Genomic DNA, 25,082 nt, shown 5'->3' with positions numbered 1-25,082 from the left:
CGCACTCTTCTACCCGAATCTACTGAAGCCGAAACACGCTGACCGGACTGCCGTATCGACCGGGGATCGCCGCCGTCGTATGGACGAGCACGTAATTGCGGCCGGTCAATTCCTTGAGCCGTGCCTCGGTCATCGGATAGTTGCGCAAACCCTGATCGGGTGGTGATTGTTCATCCATCGACACGACGACATCAGGCGGCACCTGTAAAGTCTGCTCGAGCATTTGCGTCCTGGTCGCTTCAGGCAACGACGCGAGGATATACGGCCAGCACATATTCATCGAATAAGCGCTCGGCGCGCCCTGCGCGACCAGCACATGAGGCAACGCGCTCCAGTTGAAGACCTTGTCTGCTGGTTTGATGAAGCGCATGACCTCGGCCGTGGAGCGGTTGATCGGCGCCGTGGCGCTCTTCAAGTCGTTGACCGCTCTCATCCCGACGTAATTGTGGATCAGCCCCGCGACGATCAGGAACGCGACGCCCGACGATGCAACAATTGTCCGCTTACCCGACATCGACACCAGCAAGCCCGCGACGACGGCAACGGGTGCGAGCGACGCCAGAAAATAGTGCGGGAAAAAAGTCAGGGCGAGAACCGCCTGGAGCCACGCGCCGATCATCCAGAAGACCGCGAGTACCAATGCGACCCTGCGCGTGCTCCAACCTTCCGCTCGCTTGTTATAGACACGCACGGACGCCAGTGGCGTCAGGATCACCATCGCGATGGCCGTCCATACACGATGCGCGGACAGAAACCCTGCCAGATTCAGCGACCACAACGGCACCAGATAGGACTCTTTGAGGTTCTCGACGAACTGGCTGAGCAACACCGGGGAAAGACCCGCACGAAATAGCACCGTGCCCAGCAGATAGTTGTGAAACGTCTGCGTCAACATCAGATGCAGCGCGAAACCACCCAGACAGATCAACGCACCCGCGCAGCCGCCTATCACCCACGAAAATCCAAGGCGACTACGCATGATCGCCAGCCACGAAACGACGACGAGCGCGACAGGTACAAGCGACGTCTGCTTGACAAACCACGCGAGAAAGACAAAAACGCCGATCAGAAAACCATGCGCAAACCACTGTTTCGTAGGGACGCGCAACAGCAAGGCGAGCAGTGCGAGCTCCGGAAGAGACTGATAGAGCGCGATATTCAAACCGTCGTCGGTGACTCGCACATCCAGCGCGAGGACGAGGTAAAGCATCGAGAAGGCGAGCGCAGGTAAGGCAGCGATTGCGTTCGGCAACGGGTTTCGGCGTGGCAGCCGCGTGTCGCGCGAGGGCCACGCCACGACCAGGAAAATCAGAAACGCGGTCACCGCCATCCAGAATGCTTCGGCAATTCGTGTCGACTCGACGATGCCGAACGCACTGGCAAAGAGCCGGATAAACGGACTCCAGAAAATTTCCACCAGCGGATTCTTGGTTTCAAACGAGGCCCAATAAGGCGGCTCACCGTGTGCAATATTGTTCGCCATAAAGACGAAATGCGCGCCGTCGCGCTGCATGACCGCATGAATATTGGCATGCAGATAAAACGCGGCTACTGCCGATATCAGCAGCAAGACCAGCAGACGCCCGATCGCCTGCCTGGATGCACTCACCTTTGACCCTTGATGTGTCGACCCGAATTCCACGGGAGCATGGGCGATTTTTGGATCGATCTTCAACGAAGTTCCTTTGTTTTTTGTGTGCATGTCACCCGGTAAAGGCACCATCTCGCGAACGGAGATGCAAAGACGCTGTGGTCAGGCCGAGGGTTCGTCACCCGTCTGGCGGGCCGCATCAAAAGTCCAATAACGGTTGATCAGAAAATTGCACACGGGAACAATCGCGATCACATAAAGCTGCGCGCTGAAGTAATTGCAGTGAGCATAGTTGACCAGAGCGAACACCATGCCCGTATTCAGGCACAGCCCTCCGAGCGATACGACGACGTAGCGCCAGAATCCCGCTACGCGGGAGCGTCTCGACTGAAACGCCCAGCCATAATTCAGGCCGTACGAGATCAGGAGCGCCGCGCAAAAGCCGGCGACGGCCCCCGCAACCGGCCGCCAGCCGAGCAGTTCGACGCAGGCGGCGAGAATAGCAAGGTGGGCGAGTGTCCCTAAGCCACCCGCCACGATGTATCGAACGAACTGCCGGGTAATCATTCACGCCTTCCATTCGGCAATCACGTAGCGCGGTCTCTGTTTGACCTCCTCGTAAATGCGCGCGACATAAATGCCGATCAAGCCCATACCGAGCATCGAGACGCAGCCGAGGATCAGCAGCAATAAAATCACTGTCGTAAATCCGTCGACCGCATTGCCGGTCAGCTTATGAAATAGCGTCTGCGCGCCGAGTATGACCGCCAGAATCGCGAAGGCGAAGCCGGCGCCGATCAGCAGGTAAAGCGGCGCGGAAGAAAACGATGCGAAGGCCGTCATCGCCAGGCGGATCAGTTGCAGCTTCGACCAGCCGCTTTCACCCCCGGCTCGCTCGTCTACGTCGTACTGGATCTGCACGCGACGGAAACCCAGCCACGCATTCATGCCGCGGAAAAACAGATTGCGCTCGCCCATTCCTCTCCAGGCGTCGACGACGCGCCGATCCATCAGCTTATAGTCGGACGCGCCGTGCAGATCGAAGCCGGTGAGCCTGGAGAACATGACGTAGAACATCCTGCTACTCAAGCGCGCGGAAGCACTCTCCGTGGCGCGCGAGCGCTTCACCGCCTCCACCACTTCGGCACCCTCGCGCCACTGCTCGACCATTTGCGGAATGAGTTGAGGAGGATGCTGCAGGTCGCCATCCATGACGACGACCGCATCGCCGCTGACATGTTCGAGACCGGCCGCCAGCGCCGCTTCCTTGCCGAAATTTCGGCTCAGACGCGCCGCCTTGATTTGCGGAAATTGCGCGCATTGCTGCTGAATGACTTCCCACGTGTTGTCGGGAGAACCGTCATCGATCAGCACCAGCTCGTAACGCATAGAGATACCGTCGAGAATCGCGATGATTTCCTTGATGGACTCGGCGAAGTGGCTCGCTTCCCTGTAAAGAGGGATCACCAGCGAAAGCAGCGATTGGTCGTCGCCCTTACGCATTATTTTCACCAATGCACGCTACAGTCGTAGCCGGAAGCCACATGTTGTATTGACCCAGCGCGCCGGAGAGCTTGACGCCGAACTTAGACGCGATCAGCGGCAATGGGAAGGCATGCGGATACGGCACGTCCTCGACACTGGACAGCCCGCACTCTTTCATCAAGCGGCTCAGGGTGCGCGCGTCGAAGTAAAGGACATGTTCGGGAAACTTGAACGAAGGCCACCGGTTTCCCATGATTTTTCTCCAGAAACTGCCGAAATCCGGCGCCGCGATCAGCAGGGTGCCACCGGGTTTGAGTTTCTTCACCAGCGCCTCGACAAAATCCCTGGGGCGGTACACGTGCTCGATGACATGCGTGGCTATCACACAGTCGAACCGTTCGTCTTGCGGAACCGCCTCGACGCCTCCGTGACAGATCTGATCCGCGAATTGTCGCGAATGCCGGACCGCATTCGCGGAATAGTCCGTCCCGACCCGATGGCTGAAAAAGGGCCGTGCCTCGTCGAGCAGATAGCCGAAGCCGCAGCCGATTTCGAGTAGCGAGCCGCCCGTTTTCCCCCGCTTTTCCAGATGAGTCAACAAGCGCCGGAAGGTGCGGCGTAGCGCCTCCTCCTGGTCGGAGTAACTCTCGTACCCGTCGCCGTCGCCGCCGGTGAAATAGTCGTCATTCTGATAAAGCGAGAGCATCTGCCGCTCGGACGCACGCGGCGCCAGGTAAGCCATGCCGCACTGCGTACAGTTGCAAACCCCATACGGACCGCCGTCCTGTTCGGCATAGATCCGCTTTCGCTGCGAGCTTCCGCATAAAGGACAGTCGGGTATCTCCAGTTCGAGATCGGTCATATGAGAGAAAACACCAAAGTGCACGTCGATAAAACAGGGTTGCCGCCGGCGACGTGGCCGGAGCCGGCGTGGTCACAATTGGACCAAACGCGCATTGTAAAGGACGCTGTAAGGATGGCTCAAAAAACGTGGCATGGGCGAGCCGAGTCGAGGCATCGCACAACGCAATGATCGATTCGCCGACGGGTGCATGACCCGCTTGCATCATTCGCACGCGCGGGCCGTCCCGCGGTCAAGCTCGGTTTTGAATTGAGTCGATCTGACTGCTCGGCGGGCCGCCAAGTTCGAGGACACGCCCCTTCGGTCTTCAGAGCGTCGACTGAATCGGTGCCGCGAGCGGAGGTGGCGATAGCTACAATGACAGACTGCGCGGCGAAAAGCTGCCGCGCCTGGGATGGACGAACGGTTCGCACGGGTAGGAACGTCGTCTCGCGCACAACCGGCCGCTGCAATACAACGCCGGCTGGCATGCACTACCGTTTGCCCGTCTGCGCTTCGCGAGCAAACAGCCACCTCAACCGGGCCTCCTGCGCCGTTACTTCTTCTCCGGCTCCGGATTCCCCTGCGGGCTGCCTTGCGGATTGGCCGGCGCACTTCCGGTAGTCGCCACGTTGACCGGACCCCCTGGCGTAAACGGGAACGTAGCGAACATCGACTTCGCCTGATTCTGCATCTGCTCCTGCATCTGCACGAACATGTTCTTCGACTGTTCGATGTAGCTGGTCATCATGCCCTGCATCATCGGCGCCTGCATGTTCATGAACTGCGACCAGACCTCGGGATTCATGGCCTTGCCTTCGTACAGATTCTTCGACTGGTCGGCGAGCTTCGCCTGAATGTCGATGAAGGCCTGGATGTTCTTTTCCAGATACGTGCCCATCATGCCCTGCATCGCATGACCGTAGAAACGGATGATCTGCGAGAGCATCGACGACGAGAACATCGGCAAGCCGCCGCTTTCCTCTTCGAGAATGATCTGCAACAGGATGGCGCGCGTCAGATCCTCGTTGCTCTTCGCATCGATGACCTTGAAATCCTCCTGATCCAACACGAGCTGCTTGACGTCCGTCAGCGTGATGTACGTGCTTGTCTCGGTATCGTAGAGCCGACGATTCGGATATTTCTTGATCAGTCGTTCGGCTGTTTTCTTTGTAGTAGTGGTCATGTAACGCCTTTGAGCGCAAGTCGAGCGCGGAAACGGCGTCATACCGGTTGCGCAATCTGGTCATTGCGCAATCGAGACGCCGCCGAACCATCTGAGCCGAAGCGCACCACCTCGTGAGCGGCGCGCCCGTGACTCAGCCCATATGCAATCCGCCGTTCAGCGAAAAATCAGCACCCGTGGAGAAACCCGATTCTTCCGATGCCAGCCATGCCACGATCGAGCCGATTTCCTGCGGCTGACCCAGACGGCGCACCGGAATCGTCGCGATGATCTTTTCCAGCACGTCGGGGCGGATCGACTTGACCATATCGGTGCCGATGTAGCCCGGCGACACGGTGTTGACCGTCACGCCCTTGGTAGCCACTTCCTGCGCCAGCGACATCGTGAAGCCGTGAATGCCGGCCTTCGCGGTCGAGTAGTTGGTCTGGCCGAACTGGCCCTTCTGGCCGTTCACCGACGAAATGTTGATGATGCGGCCAAAGCCACGCTCGACCATGCCGTCGATCACCTGCTTGGTGACGTTGAAGAGGCTGGTCAGGTTGGTGTCGATCACCGCCGTCCAGTCTTCGTGGGTCATCTTGCGGAACACGACGTCGCGCGTAATGCCCGCGTTGTTCACCAGCACGTCGATCTCGCCGACTTCGGCCTTGACCTTGTCGAACGCATTCTTGGTCGACTCCCAATCGCCGACGTTGCCTTCGGACGCGATGAAATCGAAGCCCAGCGCCTTCTGCTCTTCGAGCCACTTCACACGGCGCGGCGAATTCGGGCCGCAGCCCGCGACGACCTTGAAGCCCTCTTTGTGCAGCCGCTGGCAAATGCTCGTGCCGATGCCACCCATCCCGCCCGTTACGTACGCAATTCGCTGTGTCATAAACTACACTCCGTTATCGTTTTCGAGGCACCGACCGGCCGCCTCTTCCCTCGTCTGTGCTTCATCTCCGCAGCCGCCGGGCGACCGGCCGACGAGGCCACCGCTGACCGCGCGCGTGACGCGCGCGGCAACGCTCCGTTTGCCACGCGACCGACGCCTGTGGTGTCGGTCACGCGGCGATACTCAAGCGCGCTCAAGCGCCAGCGCCACACCCATGCCGCCGCCGATACACAGCGACGCCAAACCCTTCTTCGCATCGCGCTTCTGCATTTCGTGCAGCAGCGTGACGAGAATCCGGCAGCCGGACGCGCCGATCGGATGGCCGATCGCAATCGCGCCGCCGTTCACGTTGATCTTCGACGTGTCCCAGCCCATCTGCTGATTCACTGCACATGCCTGCGCGGCGAACGCTTCGTTGATTTCCATCAGGTCCAGATCGGCCGGCGTCCAGCCCGCGCGTTCGAGACAACGGCGCGAAGCCGGCACCGGGCCCATGCCCATCACTTTCGGATCCAGACCCGAGGTGGCGTACGCCTTGATGCGCGCGAGCGGCTTGAGGCCGAGCGCCTCCGCCTTCTTCGCCGACATCACCAGCACCGCCGCCGCGCCGTCGTTCAGACCCGACGCATTGGCCGCCGTGACCGAACCTTCCTTCGAGAAAGCCGGCTTCAGGCTCGAGAGCGATTCAGCCGTCACGCCATGGCGCACGAACTCGTCAGTGGCGAAACGCAGCGGCTCGCCCTTGCGTTGCGGAATTTCGACCGGCACGATTTCGTCGTCGAAACGGCCCGCTTTCTGCGCGGCTTCCGCCTTGTTCTGCGACAGTGCCGCGAACGCGTCCTGCTGCTCGCGCGTGATGCCGTATTCCTTGGCGACGTTTTCCGCCGTCACACCCATGTGGTACTGGTTGTAGACGTCCCACAGGCCGTCGACGATCATCGAGTCGACCAGCTTCGCGTCACCCATGCGGAAACCGTCGCGCGAGCCAGGCAGCACGTGCGGCGCTGCGCTCATGTTTTCCTGACCGCCGGCCACCACGATATCGGCGTCGCCCGCGATGATCGCGTTGGCCGCGAGCATCACGGCCTTCAGGCCCGAGCCGCACACCACGTTGATCGTCATGGCGGGCACGGCGTTCGGCAAGCCCGCCTTGATCAGCGACTGACGCGCCGGATTCTGGCCCGAGCCTGCCGTCAGCACCTGACCCAGGATCACTTCGCTCACCTGCTCGGGCTTCAGCCCTGCTCGCTCGAGTACCGCGCGAATCACCGTGGCGCCGAGATCGGGCGCGGCGATCTTCGCCAGCGACCCACCAAATTTGCCAACTGCCGTACGGGCGGCCGATACGATCACAACATCAGTCATTTCCATATCCTCCGGGCGAGTCGGCCAAATGCGCCGCAGCCCGTCAAGTTAAAAATCTCGTTGCTTCTGCTTATGCACCAGGATCACGCGTCAACTCAGCGCGCCAACTCAGCGCGCCAGCTCAGCCGGACGCTCGCTCACAGCGCAAAGGACCGCGCTGTGAAGCAAGCTCGAACCTACTCCCGTTGCCGTACATAGCGTCCGGGCGCCGGCTCGATCACCGGGAATTCCGCCGAGCCTGCAGAGGCCCGCGGCTTCACCTTCTTGCCGCCGTACTGATCGAGCCATGTGGTCCATTCGGGCCACCAGCTGCCAGGCACTTCGGTCGCCTGATCGAGCCATTCCTCGGCATTCTCCGGCAGCGTTTTGACGTCGCCTTCCAGCATCCAGAAATTGCGCTTTTTCTTCGCGGGCGGATTGATCACGCCGGCAATGTGGCCCGACGCGCCGAGCACGAACTTCAACGGCCCGCTGAGCAGCGGCACCGACGCGTACGCCGTTTGCCACGGCACGATATGGTCCTCGCGTGACCCGTAAATGAAGGTGGGCACGTCGATCTTCGACAGGTCGACCGGCTCGCCGCAGGTGGTCAACGCACCCGGCTCGCGCAGACGATTTTCGAGGTACGTATTGCGCAAATACCAGACGTACATCGGGCCCGGCAGGCTGGTCGAGTCGCTATTCCAGTAGAGCAGATCGAACGGAACCGGCGTGCGCCCTTTGAGGTAATTGTCGACGACGTAGTTCCACACCAGATCATTCGGCCGCAGGAACGAGAACGTGTTGGCGAACTCGATGCCGCGCATCAGCCCTGGCGCCGTACCGTTCTTGCCGCCGATGGTCTGCTCGCGCATCTGCACATGCGCCTCGTCGACGAACACGTCGAGCACGCCCGTGTCCGAGAAATCGAGCATGGCGGTGAGCAGCGTCATGGACGCAGCCGGATGCTCGCCGCGCGCCGCGGCCACCGCCAGCGCCGTGGCGAGCATCGTGCCGCCCACACAGAAGCCGAGCGTATTGATCTGCTCGCGACCGCTGATTTTGCTCACCGTCTGAATGGCGGTGAGCACGCCTTCGCCGATATAGTCGTCCCACGTCTTATGCGCGATGGATTGATCCGCGTTGCGCCACGAAATCAGGAACACCTGATGCCCCGAATCGAGTCCGTGGGCAACCAGCGAATTCTCCGGTTGCAGATCGAGAATGTAGAACTTGTTGATGCAAGGCGGCACGATGAGCAGCGGCCGTTCGCGCACGGTCGCCGTGCGCGGCTTGTACTGGATCACCTGCATCAGGTCGTTTTCGAACACCACCGAGCCTTCAGTGTTCGCGAGATTGTCGCCGACCACGAAACCCGATTCGTCGGTCTGCGAAATCTTGCCGCGCTGCAAGTCGGTGAGCAGGTTCATCACGCCCTGGCGCAAGCTCTCGCCCTTGCTGTCCAGCAAGGTCTTCTGCGCTTCCGGATTCAGGGCGAAGAAGTTGCTCGGCGACGCCGCCGCGGTCCACTGCTGGACAGCGAAACGGATACGCTCACGCACCTTGGGTTCCGTGTCGAGCGCGTCGACCATTTCCTGCAGATAGCGCGCGTTCAACAGATACCAGGCGGCAGTGAATGCGTAGGCCGGCGCCGCACTCCATGCGTCGGAACTGAAGCGGCGATCCTTGAGTTCGGGCGCTTTGGTTGCGGACGTGGTGGCTTGCTGGATCAACTCCATTGCCTCGCGCGAATAGTCAGCCTGCAGCTTCTGCAGTCGCTCGGAGGGAATGGCTGCGCTCGGTATGTTCAAACCGGCGAAAGACGGCATGGCCGGCATTGCTCCGGCCGCCAGTTTGCTGAAGTCCGGCATGCCGGGAAACGACGGCATTTGCGGCAGACCCGCTTGCGGCATCTGGAACGGCATGGGCAGCGGCATTTGAGGCATTGGGAACGGCATGCCGTTGCCGCCGGGTGGCGTGCCAAGCGAGCGCCAGGCGCCCATCCAGGCGTCGAACAGCTGCTGCATCCCAGGGGCCGGCGCTGCACCGCTCGTACCGGCCTGCTGCGTGTTCTCCGTCGAGGAGTCCGTCTTGGGGGAAGCTGAGGTATGTGATGCTGCCATGCCTGCTTTTGACCGGTAAGTCCTTGCGGACGGGTTGAGAGGCAGGTTCGTGCGCACGTGAGCAATTGCTCGCGACCTCGTCACGCCCTGTCCCTTGTACGAGGATCCGTGAGGAACATTCTTGCTCCCCATCGCAAGGCATGTCAATGCTTGTTCCCGATTTTGCCGCAGTGCGATAGTTTTTTAATTATCGTTTTCCCTGTGTAGCAGATCGCGCTTTTAGGACAGGCATGATTCAATGCAGCCGCGAACGAAAAAAGCTCCCATATTGCATAGGTTTATGCGCACTTATCCGTTCGCCTGCGAACAGTTTGCGCGGCAGATTCACGCATCGCAGGCAATTCCGGCAGCGCAGCAAAAACACATGCGGCGTCTCCCAATAAACCCTCATACGCGTGCTCGTAAGAATGCCGCGGCAATGCTCTGATGTAGCCTGCCGGCACGATGACGTCGACCTCGCCGAACGTCATTCGTGTGTGCCGATGTGTGTCTTCTGCATTGACAGCAAGAGCGCCGCGAGGGGCGGCGTCGCGAGCAGGACTAGTCGGCGATCGACTGCGCCTGATCGTCCAGCCAGATGAGTGCGGCCATGCGGCCGGTCTCGCGGTCGCGGCGATAGGAGTAGAAACGCTCGCGCAGCGTGACCGTGCAGAGGTCGCCGCCGACAATCTTTGTCACGCCGAGCCACTGCAGCCGCAAACGCGCCAGCGCCGGGAGATCGGCGAGATATTTGCCCGGATTCTGCGGATGCTCGACGAATGCGTTTGCCGTGGCATCGCGTTGCGCGCCGCCCACGCCGTTCATGAACGCGTCACGCACATCTGGGCCGACTTCGAAGGCGTCGGGTCCGATCGAGGGACCGAGATAGGCATGCAATGCACTCGCCTGCACCTGCGCGAGTTCGGCGACGCGCTGCGCAGTCTGTTCTACGATGCCCGCCGCCAGTCCGCGCCACCCGGCGTGCGCCGCGCCGACCGCGCGGCCCGCCTCGTCGCACAACAGCACCGGCATGCAATCGGCCACCATCACGACGCACGCGCTGCCAGGACGATCGGTGACGCTCGCATCGGCGCGCGTCGGCCCACCGCTCACGCGTGCCGATGCGATCACCTCTTCCGCGCGCACGATGCCGGCGCCGTGAATCTGTTCGAGCCACGCCGCCTCGCTCACGCCGGCCAGCTTCAGCAGACGCTCGCGATTGGCGGCGACCGCGGCCGGGTCGTCGCCGGACTTCATGCCCAGGTTCAGGCCGCCGGGCAAATCCGCGCCGTTGTGCCAGCGGCCGAACGGCGGTTCGCTCACGCCGCCGTTACGCGTGGTGACGAGCGCGCGCACGCGCGGCGACACATTCCATGCGGGTTGCACGACATCGGCAAAGCTCAGCTCGGGCGCACTCATGCGTGATCGTCCTCGTCGTGTTCGTGGTCGTGGTCATCTGCACTGTCGTGTTCGTCGTGGTCGAGTGCGCCTTCATCGCCGTCCTCGTCGAACGACGCGTCGTAGTCGTCTTCTTCGTAGTACGTCTCGTCGAACTCGCCCGCGTCGTCGCGGCCGAGACCGAGCGCCGCCGACAGCGCCTGCATGTCTTCCGGCACGTCGGCACGCCACTGCATCGTGCGGCCGGTCTGCGGATGAATCAGGCCGAGCCGCCATGCATGCAGCGCCTGCCGCGCGAAACCGCCGGGCAGCGGCGTAACCGAACGCTTGCCGCGCGCGCGCCCGTAAATCGGATCGCCGAGCAGCGGATGGCCGATGTGCGCGCAATGCACGCGAATCTGATGGGTGCGGCCGGTCTCGAGATCGCAATGAATCGCGGTCACCGGCTGGCGCTCCCAGATCGCCGAATCGACACGCCGGAAATGCGTGCGCGCGGGCTTGCCCGACGCGCTCGTCACCACCGCCATGCGGGTGCGCTCGCGCGGATCGCGGCCGATCGGCGCGTCGATCGTGCCTTCTTCGGGCATGTTGCCCCACACCAGCGCGAGATAACGGCGCTTCACCGTGCGCGCCTGCAACTGGCGCACGAGGTCGGTCTGCGCCTCGAGCGTGCGCGCCACCACCATCAGGCCGGAGGTTTCCTTGTCGAGACGGTGCACGATGCCGGCGCGCGGCAGGCCCGCGGCAGCGTCTCCATAGCGATACAGCAGTCCGTTGAGCAGCGTGCCGCTCCAGTTGCCGGCGGCCGGATGCACGACCATACCGGCCGGCTTGTTGATGACCACCAGCGTGTCGTCTTCATAAACGATCTCGAGCGGCACCGGCTCCGGCGTGAACGCGAGCTGCTCGGGCAGCAGATCGGGCACGAGTTCGATGGTCGCGCCGAGCGGCACCGGCTGGCGGATTTTCGCGGGCTTGCCGTCGATCCGCACGCGCTCGGCTTCGATCCAGCTCTGTAGACGGTTGCGCGAGAACTCGGGGAAGACCCGCGCGAGCACCTTGTCGAGGCGCTCGCCGGCCAGTTCGTCGGGCACGACGACGCTGCGCGGCGTCTCGTCCGTCACGCGGTTCGCGACCGTCGGCACAAGGCTGGACACGGCCGCGGCGCCGAGCGCGTCGCTGCCGAGATCGTCGTCGAGGGAATCGACGCCCAACGCGTCGGAGGGGTCAGCGCTTACGCTATAATCTTTGTTGCTATTCCCGGCGCCGGTTGCGGCACCTGGAGTATTTGAGCGGGTCATTGAGTCTGGGTCACCTGGACGTAAAGCTAGACTGGAAAATGCGAGCCTTGAACACCATCACTAAAGCGGCGATCAATTTGGCGGCCATCAAGAAGGCGGCCCGGAAAGTGGCCGGATACATTGCGTGTGCCGCAGCCGTCGCGGTTGTCGCGGCTTGCCACGGCCTGCCGGAGAAGACCGACGAAACGGCAACGTGGAACAACAACAAATTATATACGGAGGCGAACGACGCCTTGTCCGGTGGTGATTACGGCAAGTGCGCCAAGTACTTCGAAATGCTCGAGGGGCGCGATCCGTTCGGCCACTTCGCCCAGCAGGCACAGATCAATGTCGCTTACTGCAACTGGAAAGACAATGAAAACGCCGCCGCCGACCAGGCGATCGACCGCTTCATCCAGCTGCACCCGGATCATCCGGACATCGCTTATGCGTACTACCTGAAGGGCATGATCCACTTCAACGACGACCTCGGTCTGTTCGGCCGCTTCTCCGGCCAGGACATGAGCGAGCGCGATCCGAAGTCGCTGCGCGAATCGTACGACGCCTTCAAGATCGTCGTGGACAAGTACCCGAACAGCAAGTATGCGCCGGACGCAGCACAACGCATGCGCTATATCGTGAACGCGCTGGCGTCGCACGAAGTCCACGCGGCGGATTATTACTACCGCCGCGGCGCTTATGTCGCCGCGATCAATCGCGCGCAACTGGCACTCACGCAATACAAGAATGCGCCGGCTATTGAAGACGCATTGCACATCATGATGCTGTCGTATCAGAAGCTGAATCAGCCGCAACTGGCCGACGACACGAAGCGCGTGCTGGCCGGCACCTTCCCTGACAGCCCGTACATCACGGGTCATGCAAGGCCGGGTACGGAAAAGTCGTGGTGGCAGTTCTAAGCCGCGCCGCGTACTGAAAAGCAGCAGGAATAAAAAAACGCCACGACTTCGGTCGTGGCGTTTTTGTTTGTGCGCTCCTTTTCGCCTCTGCCTTACGCTGCCTTAGGCCGTCGCGCTGCCGCGCAGCGCCGACGCAACCAGGCGCGCCTGTCAGTCCCTCTCGAACAGTGCGATCGACTCCACATGCGACGTATGCGGGAACATGTTCACCACGCCCGCGCCCACCAACCGGTAGCCCGCTTCGTGCACGAGCAGACCGGCGTCGCGCGCGAGCGTCGCCGGCGCGCACGACACATAGACGATGCGCTTCGGCAGCGGCCCGTTGCCGCTCTGCGCGATCTCAGCCAGCGCCTTGGCGACGGCCAGCGCGCCTTCGCGCGGCGGGTCGATGAGGAACTTGTCGAAGTGGCCGAGCGCGCGCAGGTCGTCGGCAGTAACTTCGAACAGGTTGCGGCACGCAAACGACGTATGCCCCGCCACGCCATTCAGTTCAGCATTGGCGAGCGCACGCGAAGTCAGCACCTCGCTGCCTTCGATGCCCATCACTTCCTTCGAGATCCGCGCGAGCGGCAGCGTGAAGTTGCCGATCCCACAAAACAGATCGAGCACGCGATCGGTGCGCGCCGGCGCCAGCAGACGCAGCGCGCGGCTCACCAGCACGCGGTTGATGGCGTGATTCACCTGGGTGAAGTCGGTCGGCTTGAACGGCATGCGAATGCCGTACTCCGGCAGCGTGTAGTCGAGCTCCACGTCGAGCGGATAGAACGGCGTGACCGTGTCCGGGCCGCCCGGCTGCAGCCAGAACTGCACCTTGTGCTCGTCGGCGAAATCGCGCAGCACCTGCTCGTCCGCTGCTGTGATGGGTTCGAGATTGCGCACCACCAACGCCGTCACCGACGAACCGACCGCCAGTTCGAGCTGCGGCATGCGGTCGTAGATCGACAGCTTGCGAACCATGAAGCGCAACGGCATCAGCATGGCCGACACGTGCGGCGGCAGCACTTCGCAGGTTTTCATATCGGCGATGTAGCTGCTCTTCTTCTCGTGGAAGCCTATCCGCATACCGCCCTTTTCCGGCAGGAAGCGCACTGCCAGACGCGCACGGTAGCGATAACCCCAGGACGGACCGTGAATCGGCCGGAACACCGTTTCCGGGCGGAGTTTGGCGAGATGCTGGAGATTGTCTTCGAGCACGCGCTGCTTGACGGCCACCTGCGCGCGAATGTCCAGATGCTGCATCGAACAGCCGCCGCAGATATCGAAGTACGTGCATTTCGGCTTGGTGCGGATCACGCTCTCGCGGAATACCTGGACCACTTCGGCCTGCTCGAATTTCGGCTTGCTGCGATGCGTCGAGTAGCTCACGCGTTCGCCCGGCAGCGCGCCTTCGACGAAAATCACCTTGCCGGGCGAGCCGTCTTCGGTCTCGGTGCGGCCAACGCCGCGCGCTTCCATATCGAGCGAAACGATTTCAATGACCGGCTCGTTGCCGGTAACGACGTGTGCGGGCGCGGGCGGAGGCGTCTTGTGGCGCTTCGGCGCGCGGCGTTGGGGGGCAGTTCGGGACACCTGCTACTTCCTGACAAACTTGGGGGAAAGGCGAGATTGTAGACGAAGCGCCGCGCGTGACCATCATCCGGCGCGGCGGGAATGGCTGCCAGACGCATTAGCTACGATAACCGCGGTGGCGGCGACAGCCGGAGACGAGCGCGCCTCACACCGACTTGTACCTTGCGAGCCGTTCGCGCCTTTGGAGCGAACGGCTGCGGCGGCCTCGCTGCTCTCTCCGCCCGGCGGAACCCCGTCTTGGCTCGTCCGCGAGCGGCTTACTGATCGAATGCCGCCAGATATTCGGCCCATTGCGGCGCCGTTTCCAGCGCCAGCGCGTTCTTGACCAGGTTGATCTCGTCAGCATACTCCGCGGGTGAAAACGCGCCGCGGATCAACTGGAAGCGGCAATAGAGCAAGTACGTATTGACGACGTCGGTCTCGCAGTAATTGCGGATTTCCTCGATGCGCCCTTCCTGGTACGCGTGCCACACCTGGCTGCCGTCCATGCCCATCTTGCCGGGGAAGCCGCACATCTTGGCGAGCGCGTCGAGCGGCGCGTTGGCGCGCGCCTGGTACATGGCGAGCACGTCCATCAGATCCGTGTGACGCGCGTGATAGCGGCTGATGTAGTTGTTCCACTTGAACTCGCGGTCGTCCTCGCCGAGATCCCAGAACTTGTACGCGGGAATGCCGTTGACCAAGGCTCGGTAGTTCAACACCGGCAGGTCGAAGCCGCCGCCGTTCCACGACACGAGCTGCGGCGTGTACTTCTCGATCACGCGATAAAACGACTGCACGAGCGCCGCCTCGCCGTCTTCCAGCGTGCCGAGCGAGCGCACGCGGAAGCCGTTGTTATCGCGGAACACGCAGGAAATTGCCGCAATCCGTTGCAGATGGTGCGGCAGGAAATCGCTGCCGGTCTTTTCGCGGCGCGCGGCAAATGCATGCTCGGCGACTTCGGCGTCGCTCAGGTCGGCGGGCAAATCTTCGAGGCGGCGAATGCCGGCGACATCGGGAATGGTCTCGATGTCGAAAACAAGAATCGGTGTCATCAGGTTATAGAACGGCGTCCTTCCGAACACCGTTGGAGGCAAAGAAGCGCTTCAAGCGCACGAGCGCTTCCTGTTGGATCTGGCGCACACGCTCGCGCGTGAGGCCCATTTCGTCGGCCAGCTCTTCGAGCGTGGCGGGTTCGATGTGATTCAGGCCGAAGCGGCGCTCGATCACATGCCGATGCTTGTCGGACAGCCGTGCCAGCCACGCGCGTGTGAGCGTTTCCAGTTCGCGGTGCTGCACTTCGGCATCCGGCGACTGGCTCTGATCGTCTGACAGCAGATCGAGCAGGCTGCTCGCGGGATCGAGATCGAGCGGCGCGTCCAGCGAAGCGGTGTGCTCGTTCAACGCGAGAATGTCCGTCACTTCGTCGGTGGTCTTGCCGGTCAGATAGGCAATGTCGTCGATGCTGGCGTCGCGGCGCTCGGCGGCTTCGCCGGAGTTCATCGAATTCTTTTCCAGATGGCGCTTGGCGCGCAGCACCTGATTGAGTTCACGGATCACGTGCACCGGCAAACGGACGGTGCGCGCCTGGTTCATGATCGCGCGCTCGATACTCTGGCGAATCCACCAGGTCGCATAGGTAGAAAACCGGAAGCCGCGCGTCGGATCGAATTTCTCGATCGCGTGCATCAGTCCGAGATTGCCTTCCTCGATCAGATCGAGCAACGGCACGCCGCGGTTCAGGTAACCCTTCGCAATGCTGACAACGAGCCTTAAATTGCGCTCGATCATGACCTGCCGCGCCTCGAACTCGCCCGCCTTGGCAAGACGCGAATACTTCTGCTCTTCCTCGACAGTCAGAAGCGGCTTGACGCTGATACGGTTCAGGTAGTGCTGGATCGTGTCGGCCGTCAGCTCGGCTTGCAACAGCGCGCGGAAATCGTCCGCGTCCGGCGCGGCTTCGCTCGCGCTTTCGCGGGCGTCACCGCCTTCATCCGCGCCGCCCTGGCGTTCGTCGAGATCGCGCTCTTCCGCGATCTCCTCTTCCACTTCCGAAGCGCCGCTTTCATCCACCGAAGCGGACATAGCGTGGCTGATCGTCTCAGACTCGGCTTGCTGCGGCGGGCGCTTCGATTTCGGCATGGTCGTATCGCTTATTGCGGCGGCAAATACTTCAGTGGGTCGACAGGTTTACCCTGCCGGCGAACTTCGAAATGCAACATCACGCGGTCGGAATCGCTATTGCCCATCTCAGCGATCTTCTGCCCCTTCGTCACCGCATCCCCCTCTTTTACCATCAAAGAGCGGTTGTGTGCATACGCGGTGAGATAAGTTGCATCATGCTTGATGATAATGAGATTACCGTAACCACGCAGCCCATTTCCGGCATAAACCACGCGACCATCCGCCGACGCCTTCACCGGATCACCCGCGGCGCCGCCGATATTCACGCCCTTGTTGGTCGAGTCGTTGAAGGTGCCGAGCAGCGGCCCACGCACCGGCCAGGCGAAAGCCACGTTGCCGGATGCACCGGTGTTCGAGTCGCTCGCCGCGCCCGGGTTGGCCGGCGGCGCCGACGACGCGTTGTTGGCGGCCGACCCGTAGAGCGGCGGTGCCGCGACACCCGCGGTCGCACCCGTGGCCGGCGCCGTGCTGCCGAGCGGTGCGCTCTGCACCGAAGCGCTGCCGCCGATCGGCGCGGTCGAGACACCCGGCGTGAGCGCCGCGGTGTTCGCACCCGGCGGTACGACACGCAACAACTGGTCGACTTCGATCTGATTCGGGTTGGTCAGATTGTTCCAGGCCGAAATGTCGCGGTAGTTCTGGCCGTTCTCCAGCGCGATCCGATACAGCGTGTCGCCCGGCTTCACGCGATAGTAGCCCGGCGGCGGCGGACCGAGCGGCACGGCCGGCTGCGCTGCTTGCGTGCTGAGCGTGCCGCCGCCGGAGCGGTCGACGACCGGCGCCTGGTCGAGCCGGGATGCACAGGCCGTCATCAACAGGGACAAGGCGAGCACGCACACGCTGCGCTGGGTTACGGTCATGGGGGCATTCAGTCTGGTTCTTTGCATCGCGCGCAACATACTCATCGGTGTCAAATCACTCCGGATTTTAAGGGTACAAAGAAAACGCGATCAAGCCGCGACTCGCGCCACTGCGCGGGTCCGAGGCGCTCGACCAGAGTCAGCACCTGGTTCTGGCCGTCCTGCGAGCCGACCGGCGCGACCAGACGGCCGCCGATCGCGAGTTGTTCAAGTAAGGCTTGCGGTACGTCGAGCCCCGCCGCGGCGATCACGATCGCGTCGAATGGTCCCGCCGACGGCAAACCGAGCCGCCCATCGCCGTAGTGCAGGCGGATGTTCGGAATGCGCAGCGGGCGCAAGTTTGTCTTCGCGCGCTCCGACAGCGGCTTGATACGTTCGATCGAGTACACCTCGCGCGCGACCTGGCTCAGCACGGCCGCCTGATAACCGCAGCCGGTGCCGATTTCCAGCACGTTATTCAGCGTGCGGCCGGCGGCGGCCAGTTCGATCATGCGGGCGACGACCGAGGGCTTGGAAATCGTCTGGTGATGGCCGATCGGCAATGCGGCATCTTCATAGGCCTGAGCCGCCAGCCCCGGATCGACGAACATGTGGCGCGGCACCACCGACATCGCGTTCAACACGCGCTGATCGGTCACGCCGTTCGCACGCAGGCGTTCGACCATCCGTTCGCGAACCCGTTCCGAAGTCAGCGCCAATGCGCCGCTCATCGCGCCGCTCAACGCGACGTTCGGCGCGGCACTGCGCTCGGTTGAGCGGGTGGCAGGCTTGGCCGGCGCCGGCTGCGACGCGGGGCGCGCAGTCGAATTCGGCACGGCGACCTTGGCCGGCGCTTTCATTGGCGCTTTCACTGGTGCGCTCGCCGGCGCTTTGGCGGAAGACGCGGCCAGCGGCTTTGGCGGCGTTGCCGCCGAGGGCTTGGCTTGCGGCTTCGCGTGCGCTGCGGTCTGCGCCCTCGCCTGTTGCTTCGATTGGGATTGACCCGTGGAACCAAGCGGCGCGTTTTTCGCGGCTTGCGGACGTGCGTTCAGCGCCGCGCTCGCTGCCAGCGCCGCCGCGCGTATTTCGCCCGGGCGCCCTTCGGGCCGGCGCGGTTCACGCACCAGGTCCTCGAGGCCGAGCGGAAAGCGCTTGGCGCGCTCGTTCGTCATGAAGCGCCGCTGCCGGCGCGCACCCAGTCGCGCGCTGCGGGCAGCATTTGCGTGTGGGTCAAGTCGAGCTGCAGCGGCGTGATCGACACGTGGCCGTTGGCGACGGCGTGAAAGTCGGTGCCTTCGCTCGCGTCGCGCGCGCTGCCCGCCGGCCCGATCCAGTAGATCGGTTCGCCGCGCGGATTGGTTTGCCGGATCACCGGCTGCGACGGATGCCGCTTGCCGAGACGCGTAATCTGCCAGTCGCCGAGCTGCTCGTAGGGCAAATTCGGAATGTTGACGTTTAGAAGCGGATGTCCCGGCAACGGCTGCTCGAGATAATGGGCGACGATTTCGGTGGCGACGCGCACGGCGTCTTCGAGATGCACCCAGTCTTTATCGACCAGCGAGAACGCGATGGCCGGCACACCGAACATGATCCCCTCGGTGGCGGCGGCGACGGTGCCGGAATAGAGCGTGTCTTCGCCCATGTTCTGACCGTTGTTGATGCCCGAGACCACCAGGTCCGGCGTATGGTCGAGCATGCCCGTGAGCGCGATGTGCACCGAGTCGGTGGGCGTGCCGTTCACGTAGTAGAAACCATTGGCCGAACGCAGTACCGAGAGCGGCCGCGAGAGCGTCAAGGAATTCGACGCGCCGCTGCAATTCTGTTCGGGTGCCATCACGGTGACGTCAGCGATCGGCTTGAGCGCTTCGTAAAGCGCGGCAAGGCCGGGCGCCAGATAACCGTCGTCATTGCTGAGTAGGATTCGCATGCGGCGATTGTAACCGAGGAAAGAAGACGCGCGAACGACACGGCGGCCCATGCGCATGCGGTATGCAATGCGCACGCGCGGGAATCGCGCTGACCTCGCGCGAGTCGTTTGCCGCACGCGCATCGATCACCCGACGACAATCCCGATGAGCGCGGGCAAGGCAATAAAAACGCACGATCGTGCTGATTGTTTTAGACTCAGAATACTTGCGAACCCCTGATCGACATGGAGACACGATGCGCGCGATTCGCTGTAATCAATATGGGCCGCCGGAAAGCCTGGTCGTCGAAAGCCTGCCCGACCTCGAAGCACCGCCGGGCCACGTCGTAATCGACGTCAAAGCCGCAGCCGTCAACTTTCCCGACGTGCTGATCATCGAGAACAAGTACCAGTTCAAACCGCCCCTGCCCTTTACGCCCGGCTCGGAAGTCGCTGGCGTGGTGCGCGCGGTCGGCGCGGACGTCACGCAGTTCAAGCCAGGCTCGCGCGTGGTCGCCTTCACCGGTCAGGGTGGTTTCGCGGAGCAGGCGCTGGCGCCGGTCAGCGCCTGCGTGCCGTTGGCGGACGGTGTTCCGTTCGAACTGGCGGCGGCCTTCACGTTGGCGTACGGCACCTCGCATCACGCCGTGGTCGATCGCGGTGCATTGCAGCCCGGCGAGACGATGCTGGTGCTGGGTGCGGCCGGCGGCGTTGGACTCGCGGCCGTGGAGATCGGCAAGGCGCTCGGCGCGCGCGTGATCGCAGCGGCATCGAGCGACGAGAAACTCGCGACCTGCGTCAAGCACGGCGCGGACGCCACCATCAACTACAGCACCGAAGATCTGCGCGAGCGCATCAAGGCGCTCACCGACGGGAAAGGCCCGGATGTGATCTACGACCCCGTCGGCGGCGTGTATGCGGAGCCGGCGTTTCGCAGCATCGGCTGGCGTGGGCGTTATCTCGTGGTTGGCTTTGCGAACGGCGAGATTCCGAAGCTGCCGCTCAACCTGACGCTGCTCAAAGGCGCGAGTCTGGTCGGCGTGTTCTGGGGAGACTTTGCGAAGCGCGAGCCGCAGCATAATCATGCGGCGTTCCAGCAGATGACTCGCTGGATCGCTGAAGGCAAGCTTAAACCGTATGTGTCGGCGCGCTATTCACTCGAAGAAACCGGGCGCGCGCTGCGTGACATGGCTGAACGTCGCGTGATCGGGAAGGTAGTGGTGACGCCTTAGTCGAAGCGGAGAGTGCGCTTGAGCGAAGCTTGATCGGGCGGCTCGTTCAAGCGGCTCCTTCGAGCGCCCAGAAAAAACGGCGCGCGGGCATCCACCCCGCGCGCCGTTTTCGTTCATGCATTGCGCCGCATAACTTGGCGCTCGCGGAGCTACAGCTTTTCCGTATCGCCCGTCTTGGGCTGCCACTTCATCAAGCGCCGCTCGCCCATACCGACGATGGCATCCAGAATCAGCGCGAACGCGGTCAGCACGAGGATCCCGGCAAACACGGTATTGATATCGAACGTGCCTTCGGCCTGCAAAATCAGATAACCGACGCCGCGCGCCGAGCCGAGATACTCCCCCACCACCGAGCCGACGAACGCCAGCCCCACTGAAGTATGCAAGCTGGAAAACACCCAGCTCATCGCACTCGGCAAGTAGACGAAGCGCAGCAACTGCTTGCGGTTGGCGCCGAGCATGCGCGCGTTGGCGAGCACGACCGGACTGACTTCCTTCACGCCCTGATAGACGTTGAAGAACACGATAAAGAACACCAGTGTGACGCCGAGCGCCACCTTGGACCAGATGCCGAGGCCAAACCACACACCGAAGATCGGCGCAAGAATCACGCGCGGCATCGAGTTGGCGGCTTTGATATACGGATCGAATAGCGCGCTCGCGAGCGGCGACAACGCGAGCCACAGGCCTACGCCGAGTCCGAGCGCGGTGCCGAGCGTAAACGCGAGCACGGTCTCGACCAGTGTGATCCACAGGTGCAGATAGATCTCGCCGCCCGTGAACCATTCCCAGATCCGCTGCAGCACCTTCTGCGGCTCGCCGAAGAAGAACGCCGCTTTGTTCGGGTCGTCGAAATAGAACGCCGGCAACAGCGTGGGACTGGTCAGCACGTACCAGAGCACGAAGCACAGCACGAGCAGCAGCCATTGCCAGATCACCAGATTCGCCCGGTTCGGGCGCAACGTCTTCCACATGACTCGGTTTGCCTTCGACGATTAATGGACACTAACCAGGGACGCCAACCCATGACGCCAATACGTGACGCAATGACGTGACGCGCCTAAACAGCCGTGAGCTGCTGTTGATAGCCTTTGAGCACCTCATCGCGCAGCACGCTCCAGATCTGCGCATGCAATTCGACGAAGCGCGGATGCGCGCGGATTTCCGCCACATCACGCGGACGCGGCAGATCGATCGTGAATTCGCCGATCGGATGCGTGCCAGGCCCGGCGGACAGCACCACCACGCGGTCGGACATGGAGATCGCTTCGTCGAGATCGTGTGTGATGAACAACACCGCTTTGCGTTTGGCCGCCCACAGGTCGAGCAACTCGTTTTCCATCAACTGACGCGTCTGGATGTCGAGCGCGGAAAACGGCTCGTCCATCAGGATGATGTCGGGATCGAGAATCAGCGTCTGCGCCATCGCGACGCGCTTGCGCATGCCGCCCGATAGTTGATGCGGATAACGATCGCCGAAACCGCCGAGGCCGACGCGTTTTAACCACTCGTCGGCTTTCACGCGTGCTTCAGCGGGCGGCACGCCATGAAAAGCGAGGCCGGCCATGACGTTGTCGATGGCCGAGCGCCACGGCATCAGCGCGTCGGCCTGGAACATGTAACCGGCGCGCCGGTTGATGCCCTGAAGCGGCTCGCCGAACACGCTGACCGTGCCCGACGACGGACCCAGCAGGCCCGCGCCGACATTGAGCAGCGTGGATTTACCGCAGCCGGTCGGGCCGACCACCGAGACGAATTCGCCCGGCGCGATGCGCAAGGTAGTGTCCTTCACCGCGGTGTAGCGCTGCGCGCGATTGTCGCGCGCAGCGAACGTGCAGGTGATGTTGTCGAGCGCCAGTGCGGCAACTGTCATCGTTCAGCTCGCTTCGAAGATCGGATTCGGTGTGTGATCGCGTCATGGCAAACGGGCCCGCGGCGAGCGCGGCGAAGGTGGTGGCCGCCGCCTCGCGGCCCGCTCGCCCTCACCCGGCTCACGCCTTGACGGTGCTCAGCGCTTTCTTGACGAAGTCGTTGGTCCACGTCTTCGACAGATCGATCGGCTTGCCCTGGACGTTCGGGTCGAACGCCTGCAATGTCTTCAGCGAGGTCGCGGGGCCGTCCGCCGGCATCAGGCCGTCGGGCGACATGGCTTCCTTCACGTGCTGCCACGCGTCCAGATACACCGCGCGATCGCCGAGCAGATAGCCTTCCGGCACCGTGTTGATCAATTCGCTGCCGGTCGCCGTTTGCAGCCACTTGAGCGCGCGCACCATCGCGTTGGTCAGCGCCTGCGTGGTATTGGGATTCTTCGTGATGAAACTTTGCGACGCATACAGGCAACCCGCCGGCATGTCGCCGCCGAACACGCTGCGCGTATCGGCGAGCGTACGCGTATCCGACACGACGCGAATCTCGCCGGTGCGTTCGAGCTTGGTCATCACCGGGTCGAGATTGGCGAGAGCGTCGATCTGCCCCGACTGCAACGCGGCGATCGCGCCGGCGCCCGCGCCCACGCCGATGAAGGCGACGTCTTTCGCGGTCAGCCCGGCTTTCGCCAACACAAAGCTCGCCATGATCGAGGTCGACGAACCCGGCGCGGTCACGCCGATTTTCTTGCCCTTCAGATCGGCAATCGATTTGTAGTTCGGCATGGTCTTCTTCGAGACCGCCAGCACGATCTGCGGCGCGCGTCCCTGCAGGACGAATTCGCGGAACATCTGTTTTTGCGCCTGCAGCAGCAAGGTGTGCTCGAACGCGCCGGACACCACGTCCGCGCTGCCGCCAACCGCCGCCTTCAACGCCTGCGAGCCGCCGGCGAAGTCGGAAATCTCGACCTCGAGCCCTTCGTCCTTGAAGTAGTTGCGACGCTCGGCGATGGTGAGCGGCAAGTAGTAAAACAGGTTCTTGCCGCCGACCGCGATCGCCACCTTGGTGGTTTCAGGTTTGCCCTGCGCGAAAGCGAGCGGTGTCGCGGCGAGCGAGGCGCCCGCGAGTGCGGCCGTACCGGCGAGAAAGCTTCTCCGTTGCATGGTCTCGAGTCTCCAAACTTTTGTTGTCCGTTGTTTCGGCTTTATTGTTTGCCGCGGCGTGCACACTCAAACTATTTGTTGCGCGTGCAACCTTGCAATGTGGTCAGAATCATAACCTAGCGACTGCAGGACTTCATCGGTATGTTCACCCAGTTCCGGGCCCAGCCAGCGCGTCTCGCCGGGCGTTGCCGAGAGCTTGGGCGTGACCGACGGCAGCGTGATTTCCTGGCCGTCCTGCCACTTGAAGCGCTGGATCATCTGGCGCGCCATGAATTGCGGATCGGTGAACATGTCCGCCACGCTGTAGATGCGGCCCACCGGCACGTCGGCCGCATTCAGCACGGCGAGGGCTTCGTCGATGGTGCGCGTGGCAAGCCACGCGGCGATCGCACCGTCGATCTCCTGGGTGCGCGGCACGCGGCCGTCGTTGTGCGCGAGCGCCGGGTCGTTGGCGAGATCCTCGCGGTCGATTGCGATCATCAGGCGCTTGAAGATCGGATCGCTATTGCCGCCGATCACGATGCTGCCGTCGCGGCACGGATACGTATTGGACGGCACGATGCCCGGCAGCGACGCGCCGGTGCGCTCGCGCACCATGCCGTACACGCCGTATTCGGGCACCACGCTTTCCATCATGTTGAAGACGGCCTCGTAGAGCGCGACATCGACGACCTGCCCCTTGCCGCCGTTCACCCGCTTGTGATGCAGCGCCATCAGCGCGCCGATCACGCCGTGCAGCGCGGCAATCGAATCGCCGATCGAAATACCGATACGCGGCGGCGGCAAATCCGGATAGCCGGTGATATGACGCAAGCCGCCCATCGATTCCGCGATTGCGCCGAAGCCAGGCCGGTCGCGATACGGACCGGTCTGGCCGTAGCCGGACAGGCGCACCATGACGAGTCCGGGGTTTTCCGCGGACAGCACGTCGTAGCCGAGACCGAGTTTCTCCAGCAAGCCCGGCCGGAAATTTTCGACGACGATATCCGCTTCCTTCGCGAGGCGCCGCACGATCTCCTTGCCCTCTTCGGCCTTCAGATTGATCGTGACGGATTTCTTGTTACGCGCCTGCACGGCCCACCAGAGCGACGTGCCGCCGACTTCCGGATAGAGCTTGCGCCATTTGCGCAGCGGGTCGCCGCCTTTGGGATCTTCGATCTTGATGACGTCGGCGCCGAATTCGCCGAGAAAGCGCGCGGCGAACGGACCGGCGATCAGCGTGCCCAGTTCCAGCACCTTGACGCCGGCGAGCGGGCCGGTTTTGTTCTGAGGCGCGGCGCTCGCGTTTGATTCAGGGGTGACGCTCATGTGTCTCCTTGGTTC

At 62.7% G+C, this 25,082-nt stretch carries 22 protein-coding genes; 2 read left to right on the top strand and 20 right to left on the bottom strand.

From position 1 onward, the window contains the following. Positions 1 to 19: 19 nt before the first annotated feature. From P0D70_RS05205 to P0D70_RS05160, 10 genes are all read right to left on the bottom strand, one after another. Complete coding sequence (locus P0D70_RS05205; RefSeq protein ID WP_408183258.1) at positions 20 to 1,609, bottom strand: hypothetical protein; 1,590 nt, start codon at positions 1,607 to 1,609, stop codon at positions 20 to 22. A 144-nt stretch (positions 1,610 to 1,753) separates the two neighbouring features. Next, positions 1,754 to 2,158, bottom strand: coding sequence for a GtrA family protein (locus tag P0D70_RS05200; RefSeq protein ID WP_408183255.1), 405 nt, complete (start codon positions 2,156 to 2,158; stop codon positions 1,754 to 1,756). Further along, positions 2,159 to 3,094, bottom strand: coding sequence for a glycosyltransferase family 2 protein (locus P0D70_RS05195; protein WP_408183253.1), 936 nt, complete (start codon positions 3,092 to 3,094; stop codon positions 2,159 to 2,161). Then, the gene (locus P0D70_RS05190) at positions 3,087 to 3,938 is read right to left on the bottom strand and encodes a class I SAM-dependent methyltransferase (RefSeq protein WP_408183251.1); all 852 of its coding nucleotides are present in this window, start codon (positions 3,936 to 3,938) and stop codon (positions 3,087 to 3,089) included. The genes P0D70_RS05195 and P0D70_RS05190 overlap by 8 nt, the downstream gene beginning before the upstream one ends. A gap of 535 nt (positions 3,939 to 4,473) precedes the next feature. Beyond that, entirely contained in the window at positions 4,474 to 5,103 is a 630-nt protein-coding gene (phaR, locus tag P0D70_RS05185) for a polyhydroxyalkanoate synthesis repressor PhaR (protein ID WP_408183249.1), read from the bottom strand. A gap of 133 nt (positions 5,104 to 5,236) precedes the next feature. Next, positions 5,237 to 5,977 carry a 3-ketoacyl-ACP reductase gene (locus P0D70_RS05180; protein WP_091794475.1) on the bottom strand — a complete coding sequence of 247 codons (741 nt, stop codon included), beginning with the start codon at positions 5,975 to 5,977 and terminating at the stop codon, positions 5,237 to 5,239. A 183-nt stretch (positions 5,978 to 6,160) separates the two neighbouring features. Continuing rightward, positions 6,161 to 7,342, bottom strand: a complete 1,182-nt coding sequence (locus tag P0D70_RS05175; protein WP_091800549.1) for an acetyl-CoA C-acetyltransferase — start codon at positions 7,340 to 7,342, stop codon at positions 6,161 to 6,163. A 176-nt stretch (positions 7,343 to 7,518) separates the two neighbouring features. Then, the gene (gene phaC / locus P0D70_RS05170) at positions 7,519 to 9,348 is read right to left on the bottom strand and encodes a class I poly(R)-hydroxyalkanoic acid synthase (protein WP_408183245.1); all 1,830 of its coding nucleotides are present in this window, start codon (positions 9,346 to 9,348) and stop codon (positions 7,519 to 7,521) included. A 636-nt stretch (positions 9,349 to 9,984) separates the two neighbouring features. Further along, on the bottom strand, positions 9,985 to 10,842 hold the full coding sequence (gene pgeF / locus P0D70_RS05165) for a peptidoglycan editing factor PgeF (RefSeq protein ID WP_408183243.1): 858 nt from the start codon (positions 10,840 to 10,842) through the stop codon (positions 9,985 to 9,987). Continuing rightward, positions 10,839 to 12,122, bottom strand: coding sequence for an RluA family pseudouridine synthase (locus tag P0D70_RS05160; protein ID WP_091794481.1), 1,284 nt, complete (start codon positions 12,120 to 12,122; stop codon positions 10,839 to 10,841). The genes pgeF and P0D70_RS05160 overlap by 4 nt, the downstream gene beginning before the upstream one ends. Positions 12,123 to 12,160: 38 nt before the next feature. Here P0D70_RS05160 and P0D70_RS05155 point away from each other — a divergent pair, with 38 nt between their 5' ends. Continuing rightward, a complete protein-coding gene (locus P0D70_RS05155; protein WP_091794483.1) occupies positions 12,161 to 13,021 on the top strand; it encodes an outer membrane protein assembly factor BamD in 861 nt (286 codons plus the stop codon). Positions 13,022 to 13,171: 150 nt separating this feature from the next. Here the strand turns inward: P0D70_RS05155 and rlmD are convergent, their stop codons facing one another. The 6 genes from rlmD to surE all read right to left on the bottom strand — a co-directional run bounded on the left by rlmD (position 13,172) and on the right by surE (position 19,519). Further along, entirely contained in the window at positions 13,172 to 14,590 is a 1,419-nt protein-coding gene (gene rlmD, locus P0D70_RS05150; RefSeq protein ID WP_091794485.1) for a 23S rRNA (uracil(1939)-C(5))-methyltransferase RlmD, read from the bottom strand. 257 nt (positions 14,591 to 14,847) lie between these two features. After that, a complete protein-coding gene (locus tag P0D70_RS05145; RefSeq protein WP_408183239.1) occupies positions 14,848 to 15,624 on the bottom strand; it encodes a 3'-5' exonuclease in 777 nt (258 codons plus the stop codon). Positions 15,625 to 15,628: 4 nt separating this feature from the next. Continuing rightward, a complete protein-coding gene (rpoS, locus tag P0D70_RS05140) occupies positions 15,629 to 16,711 on the bottom strand; it encodes an RNA polymerase sigma factor RpoS (protein ID WP_091794490.1) in 1,083 nt (360 codons plus the stop codon). Positions 16,712 to 16,722: 11 nt separating this feature from the next. After that, positions 16,723 to 17,658 (bottom strand): peptidoglycan DD-metalloendopeptidase family protein, encoded by a 936-nt coding sequence (locus P0D70_RS05135; RefSeq protein WP_408183236.1) that lies wholly within the window; start codon positions 17,656 to 17,658, stop codon positions 16,723 to 16,725. Between the two features lie 5 nt (positions 17,659 to 17,663). Next, entirely contained in the window at positions 17,664 to 18,764 is a 1,101-nt protein-coding gene (locus tag P0D70_RS05130) for a protein-L-isoaspartate(D-aspartate) O-methyltransferase (protein WP_408183234.1), read from the bottom strand. After that, entirely contained in the window at positions 18,761 to 19,519 is a 759-nt protein-coding gene (gene surE, locus P0D70_RS05125) for a 5'/3'-nucleotidase SurE (protein ID WP_091800552.1), read from the bottom strand. Before surE ends, P0D70_RS05130 begins: the two co-directional genes overlap by 4 nt. Positions 19,520 to 19,755: 236 nt before the next feature. Between surE and P0D70_RS05120 the strand changes: the two genes are divergently transcribed. Further along, positions 19,756 to 20,730, top strand: coding sequence for an NADPH:quinone oxidoreductase family protein (locus P0D70_RS05120; RefSeq protein WP_408183231.1), 975 nt, complete (start codon positions 19,756 to 19,758; stop codon positions 20,728 to 20,730). 149 nt (positions 20,731 to 20,879) lie between these two features. Here P0D70_RS05120 and P0D70_RS05115 read toward each other — a convergent pair whose 3' ends face one another. The 4 genes from P0D70_RS05115 to P0D70_RS05100 form a co-directional block, all read right to left on the bottom strand. Next, positions 20,880 to 21,704, bottom strand: coding sequence for an ABC transporter permease (locus P0D70_RS05115; protein ID WP_007182066.1), 825 nt, complete (start codon positions 21,702 to 21,704; stop codon positions 20,880 to 20,882). An 86-nt stretch (positions 21,705 to 21,790) separates the two neighbouring features. Next, entirely contained in the window at positions 21,791 to 22,603 is an 813-nt protein-coding gene (locus tag P0D70_RS05110) for an ABC transporter ATP-binding protein (RefSeq protein ID WP_091794501.1), read from the bottom strand. Positions 22,604 to 22,721: 118 nt separating this feature from the next. Then, a complete protein-coding gene (locus P0D70_RS05105) occupies positions 22,722 to 23,759 on the bottom strand; it encodes an ABC transporter substrate-binding protein (RefSeq protein WP_091794503.1) in 1,038 nt (345 codons plus the stop codon). Between the two features lie 66 nt (positions 23,760 to 23,825). After that, positions 23,826 to 25,067 (bottom strand): CaiB/BaiF CoA transferase family protein, encoded by a 1,242-nt coding sequence (locus P0D70_RS05100; RefSeq protein WP_408183226.1) that lies wholly within the window; start codon positions 25,065 to 25,067, stop codon positions 23,826 to 23,828. Positions 25,068 to 25,082 lie beyond the last annotated feature (15 nt).

This window comes from Paraburkholderia sp. RL17-381-BIF-C (genome assembly GCF_046026435.1).
Lineage (GTDB): Bacteria > Pseudomonadota > Gammaproteobacteria > Burkholderiales > Burkholderiaceae > Paraburkholderia.
Note: the sequence above shows the minus strand (reverse complement) of the source record. Positions and strands in the feature narration are given on the sequence as shown.

Bases quoted from the DNA above. Each gene is read 5' to 3' on its own strand.
- P0D70_RS05200 (WP_408183255.1), bottom strand. From the start codon at position 2,158: ATGATTACCCGGCAGTTCGTTCGATACATCGTGGCGGGTGGCTTAGGG.
- P0D70_RS05195 (WP_408183253.1), bottom strand. From the start codon at position 3,094: ATGCGTAAGGGCGACGACCAATCGCTGCTTTCGCTGGTGATCCCTCTT.
- P0D70_RS05190 (WP_408183251.1), bottom strand. From the start codon at position 3,938: ATGACCGATCTCGAACTGGAGATACCCGACTGTCCTTTATGCGGAAGC.
- phaR (WP_408183249.1), bottom strand. From the start codon at position 5,103: ATGACCACTACTACAAAGAAAACAGCCGAACGACTGATCAAGAAATAT.
- P0D70_RS05180 (WP_091794475.1), bottom strand. From the start codon at position 5,977: ATGACACAGCGAATTGCGTACGTAACGGGCGGGATGGGTGGCATCGGC.
- P0D70_RS05175 (WP_091800549.1), bottom strand. From the start codon at position 7,342: ATGACTGATGTTGTGATCGTATCGGCCGCCCGTACGGCAGTTGGCAAA.
- phaC (WP_408183245.1), bottom strand. From the start codon at position 9,348: ATGCAGCAGCTGTTCGACGCCTGGATGGGCGCCTGGCGCTCGCTTGGC.
- pgeF (WP_408183243.1), bottom strand. From the start codon at position 10,842: ATGAGTGCGCCCGAGCTGAGCTTTGCCGATGTCGTGCAACCCGCATGG.
- P0D70_RS05160 (WP_091794481.1), bottom strand. From the start codon at position 12,122: ATGACCCGCTCAAATACTCCAGGTGCCGCAACCGGCGCCGGGAATAGC.
- P0D70_RS05155 (WP_091794483.1), top strand. From the start codon at position 12,161: ATGCGAGCCTTGAACACCATCACTAAAGCGGCGATCAATTTGGCGGCC.
- P0D70_RS05145 (WP_408183239.1), bottom strand. From the start codon at position 15,624: ATGACACCGATTCTTGTTTTCGACATCGAGACCATTCCCGATGTCGCC.
- rpoS (WP_091794490.1), bottom strand. From the start codon at position 16,711: ATGCCGAAATCGAAGCGCCCGCCGCAGCAAGCCGAGTCTGAGACGATC.
- P0D70_RS05135 (WP_408183236.1), bottom strand. From the start codon at position 17,658: ATGAGTATGTTGCGCGCGATGCAAAGAACCAGACTGAATGCCCCCATG.
- P0D70_RS05130 (WP_408183234.1), bottom strand. From the start codon at position 18,764: ATGACGAACGAGCGCGCCAAGCGCTTTCCGCTCGGCCTCGAGGACCTG.
- surE (WP_091800552.1), bottom strand. From the start codon at position 19,519: ATGCGAATCCTACTCAGCAATGACGACGGTTATCTGGCGCCCGGCCTT.
- P0D70_RS05120 (WP_408183231.1), top strand. From the start codon at position 19,756: ATGCGCGCGATTCGCTGTAATCAATATGGGCCGCCGGAAAGCCTGGTC.
- P0D70_RS05115 (WP_007182066.1), bottom strand. From the start codon at position 21,704: ATGTGGAAGACGTTGCGCCCGAACCGGGCGAATCTGGTGATCTGGCAA.
- P0D70_RS05110 (WP_091794501.1), bottom strand. From the start codon at position 22,603: ATGACAGTTGCCGCACTGGCGCTCGACAACATCACCTGCACGTTCGCT.
- P0D70_RS05105 (WP_091794503.1), bottom strand. From the start codon at position 23,759: ATGCAACGGAGAAGCTTTCTCGCCGGTACGGCCGCACTCGCGGGCGCC.
- P0D70_RS05100 (WP_408183226.1), bottom strand. From the start codon at position 25,067: ATGAGCGTCACCCCTGAATCAAACGCGAGCGCCGCGCCTCAGAACAAA.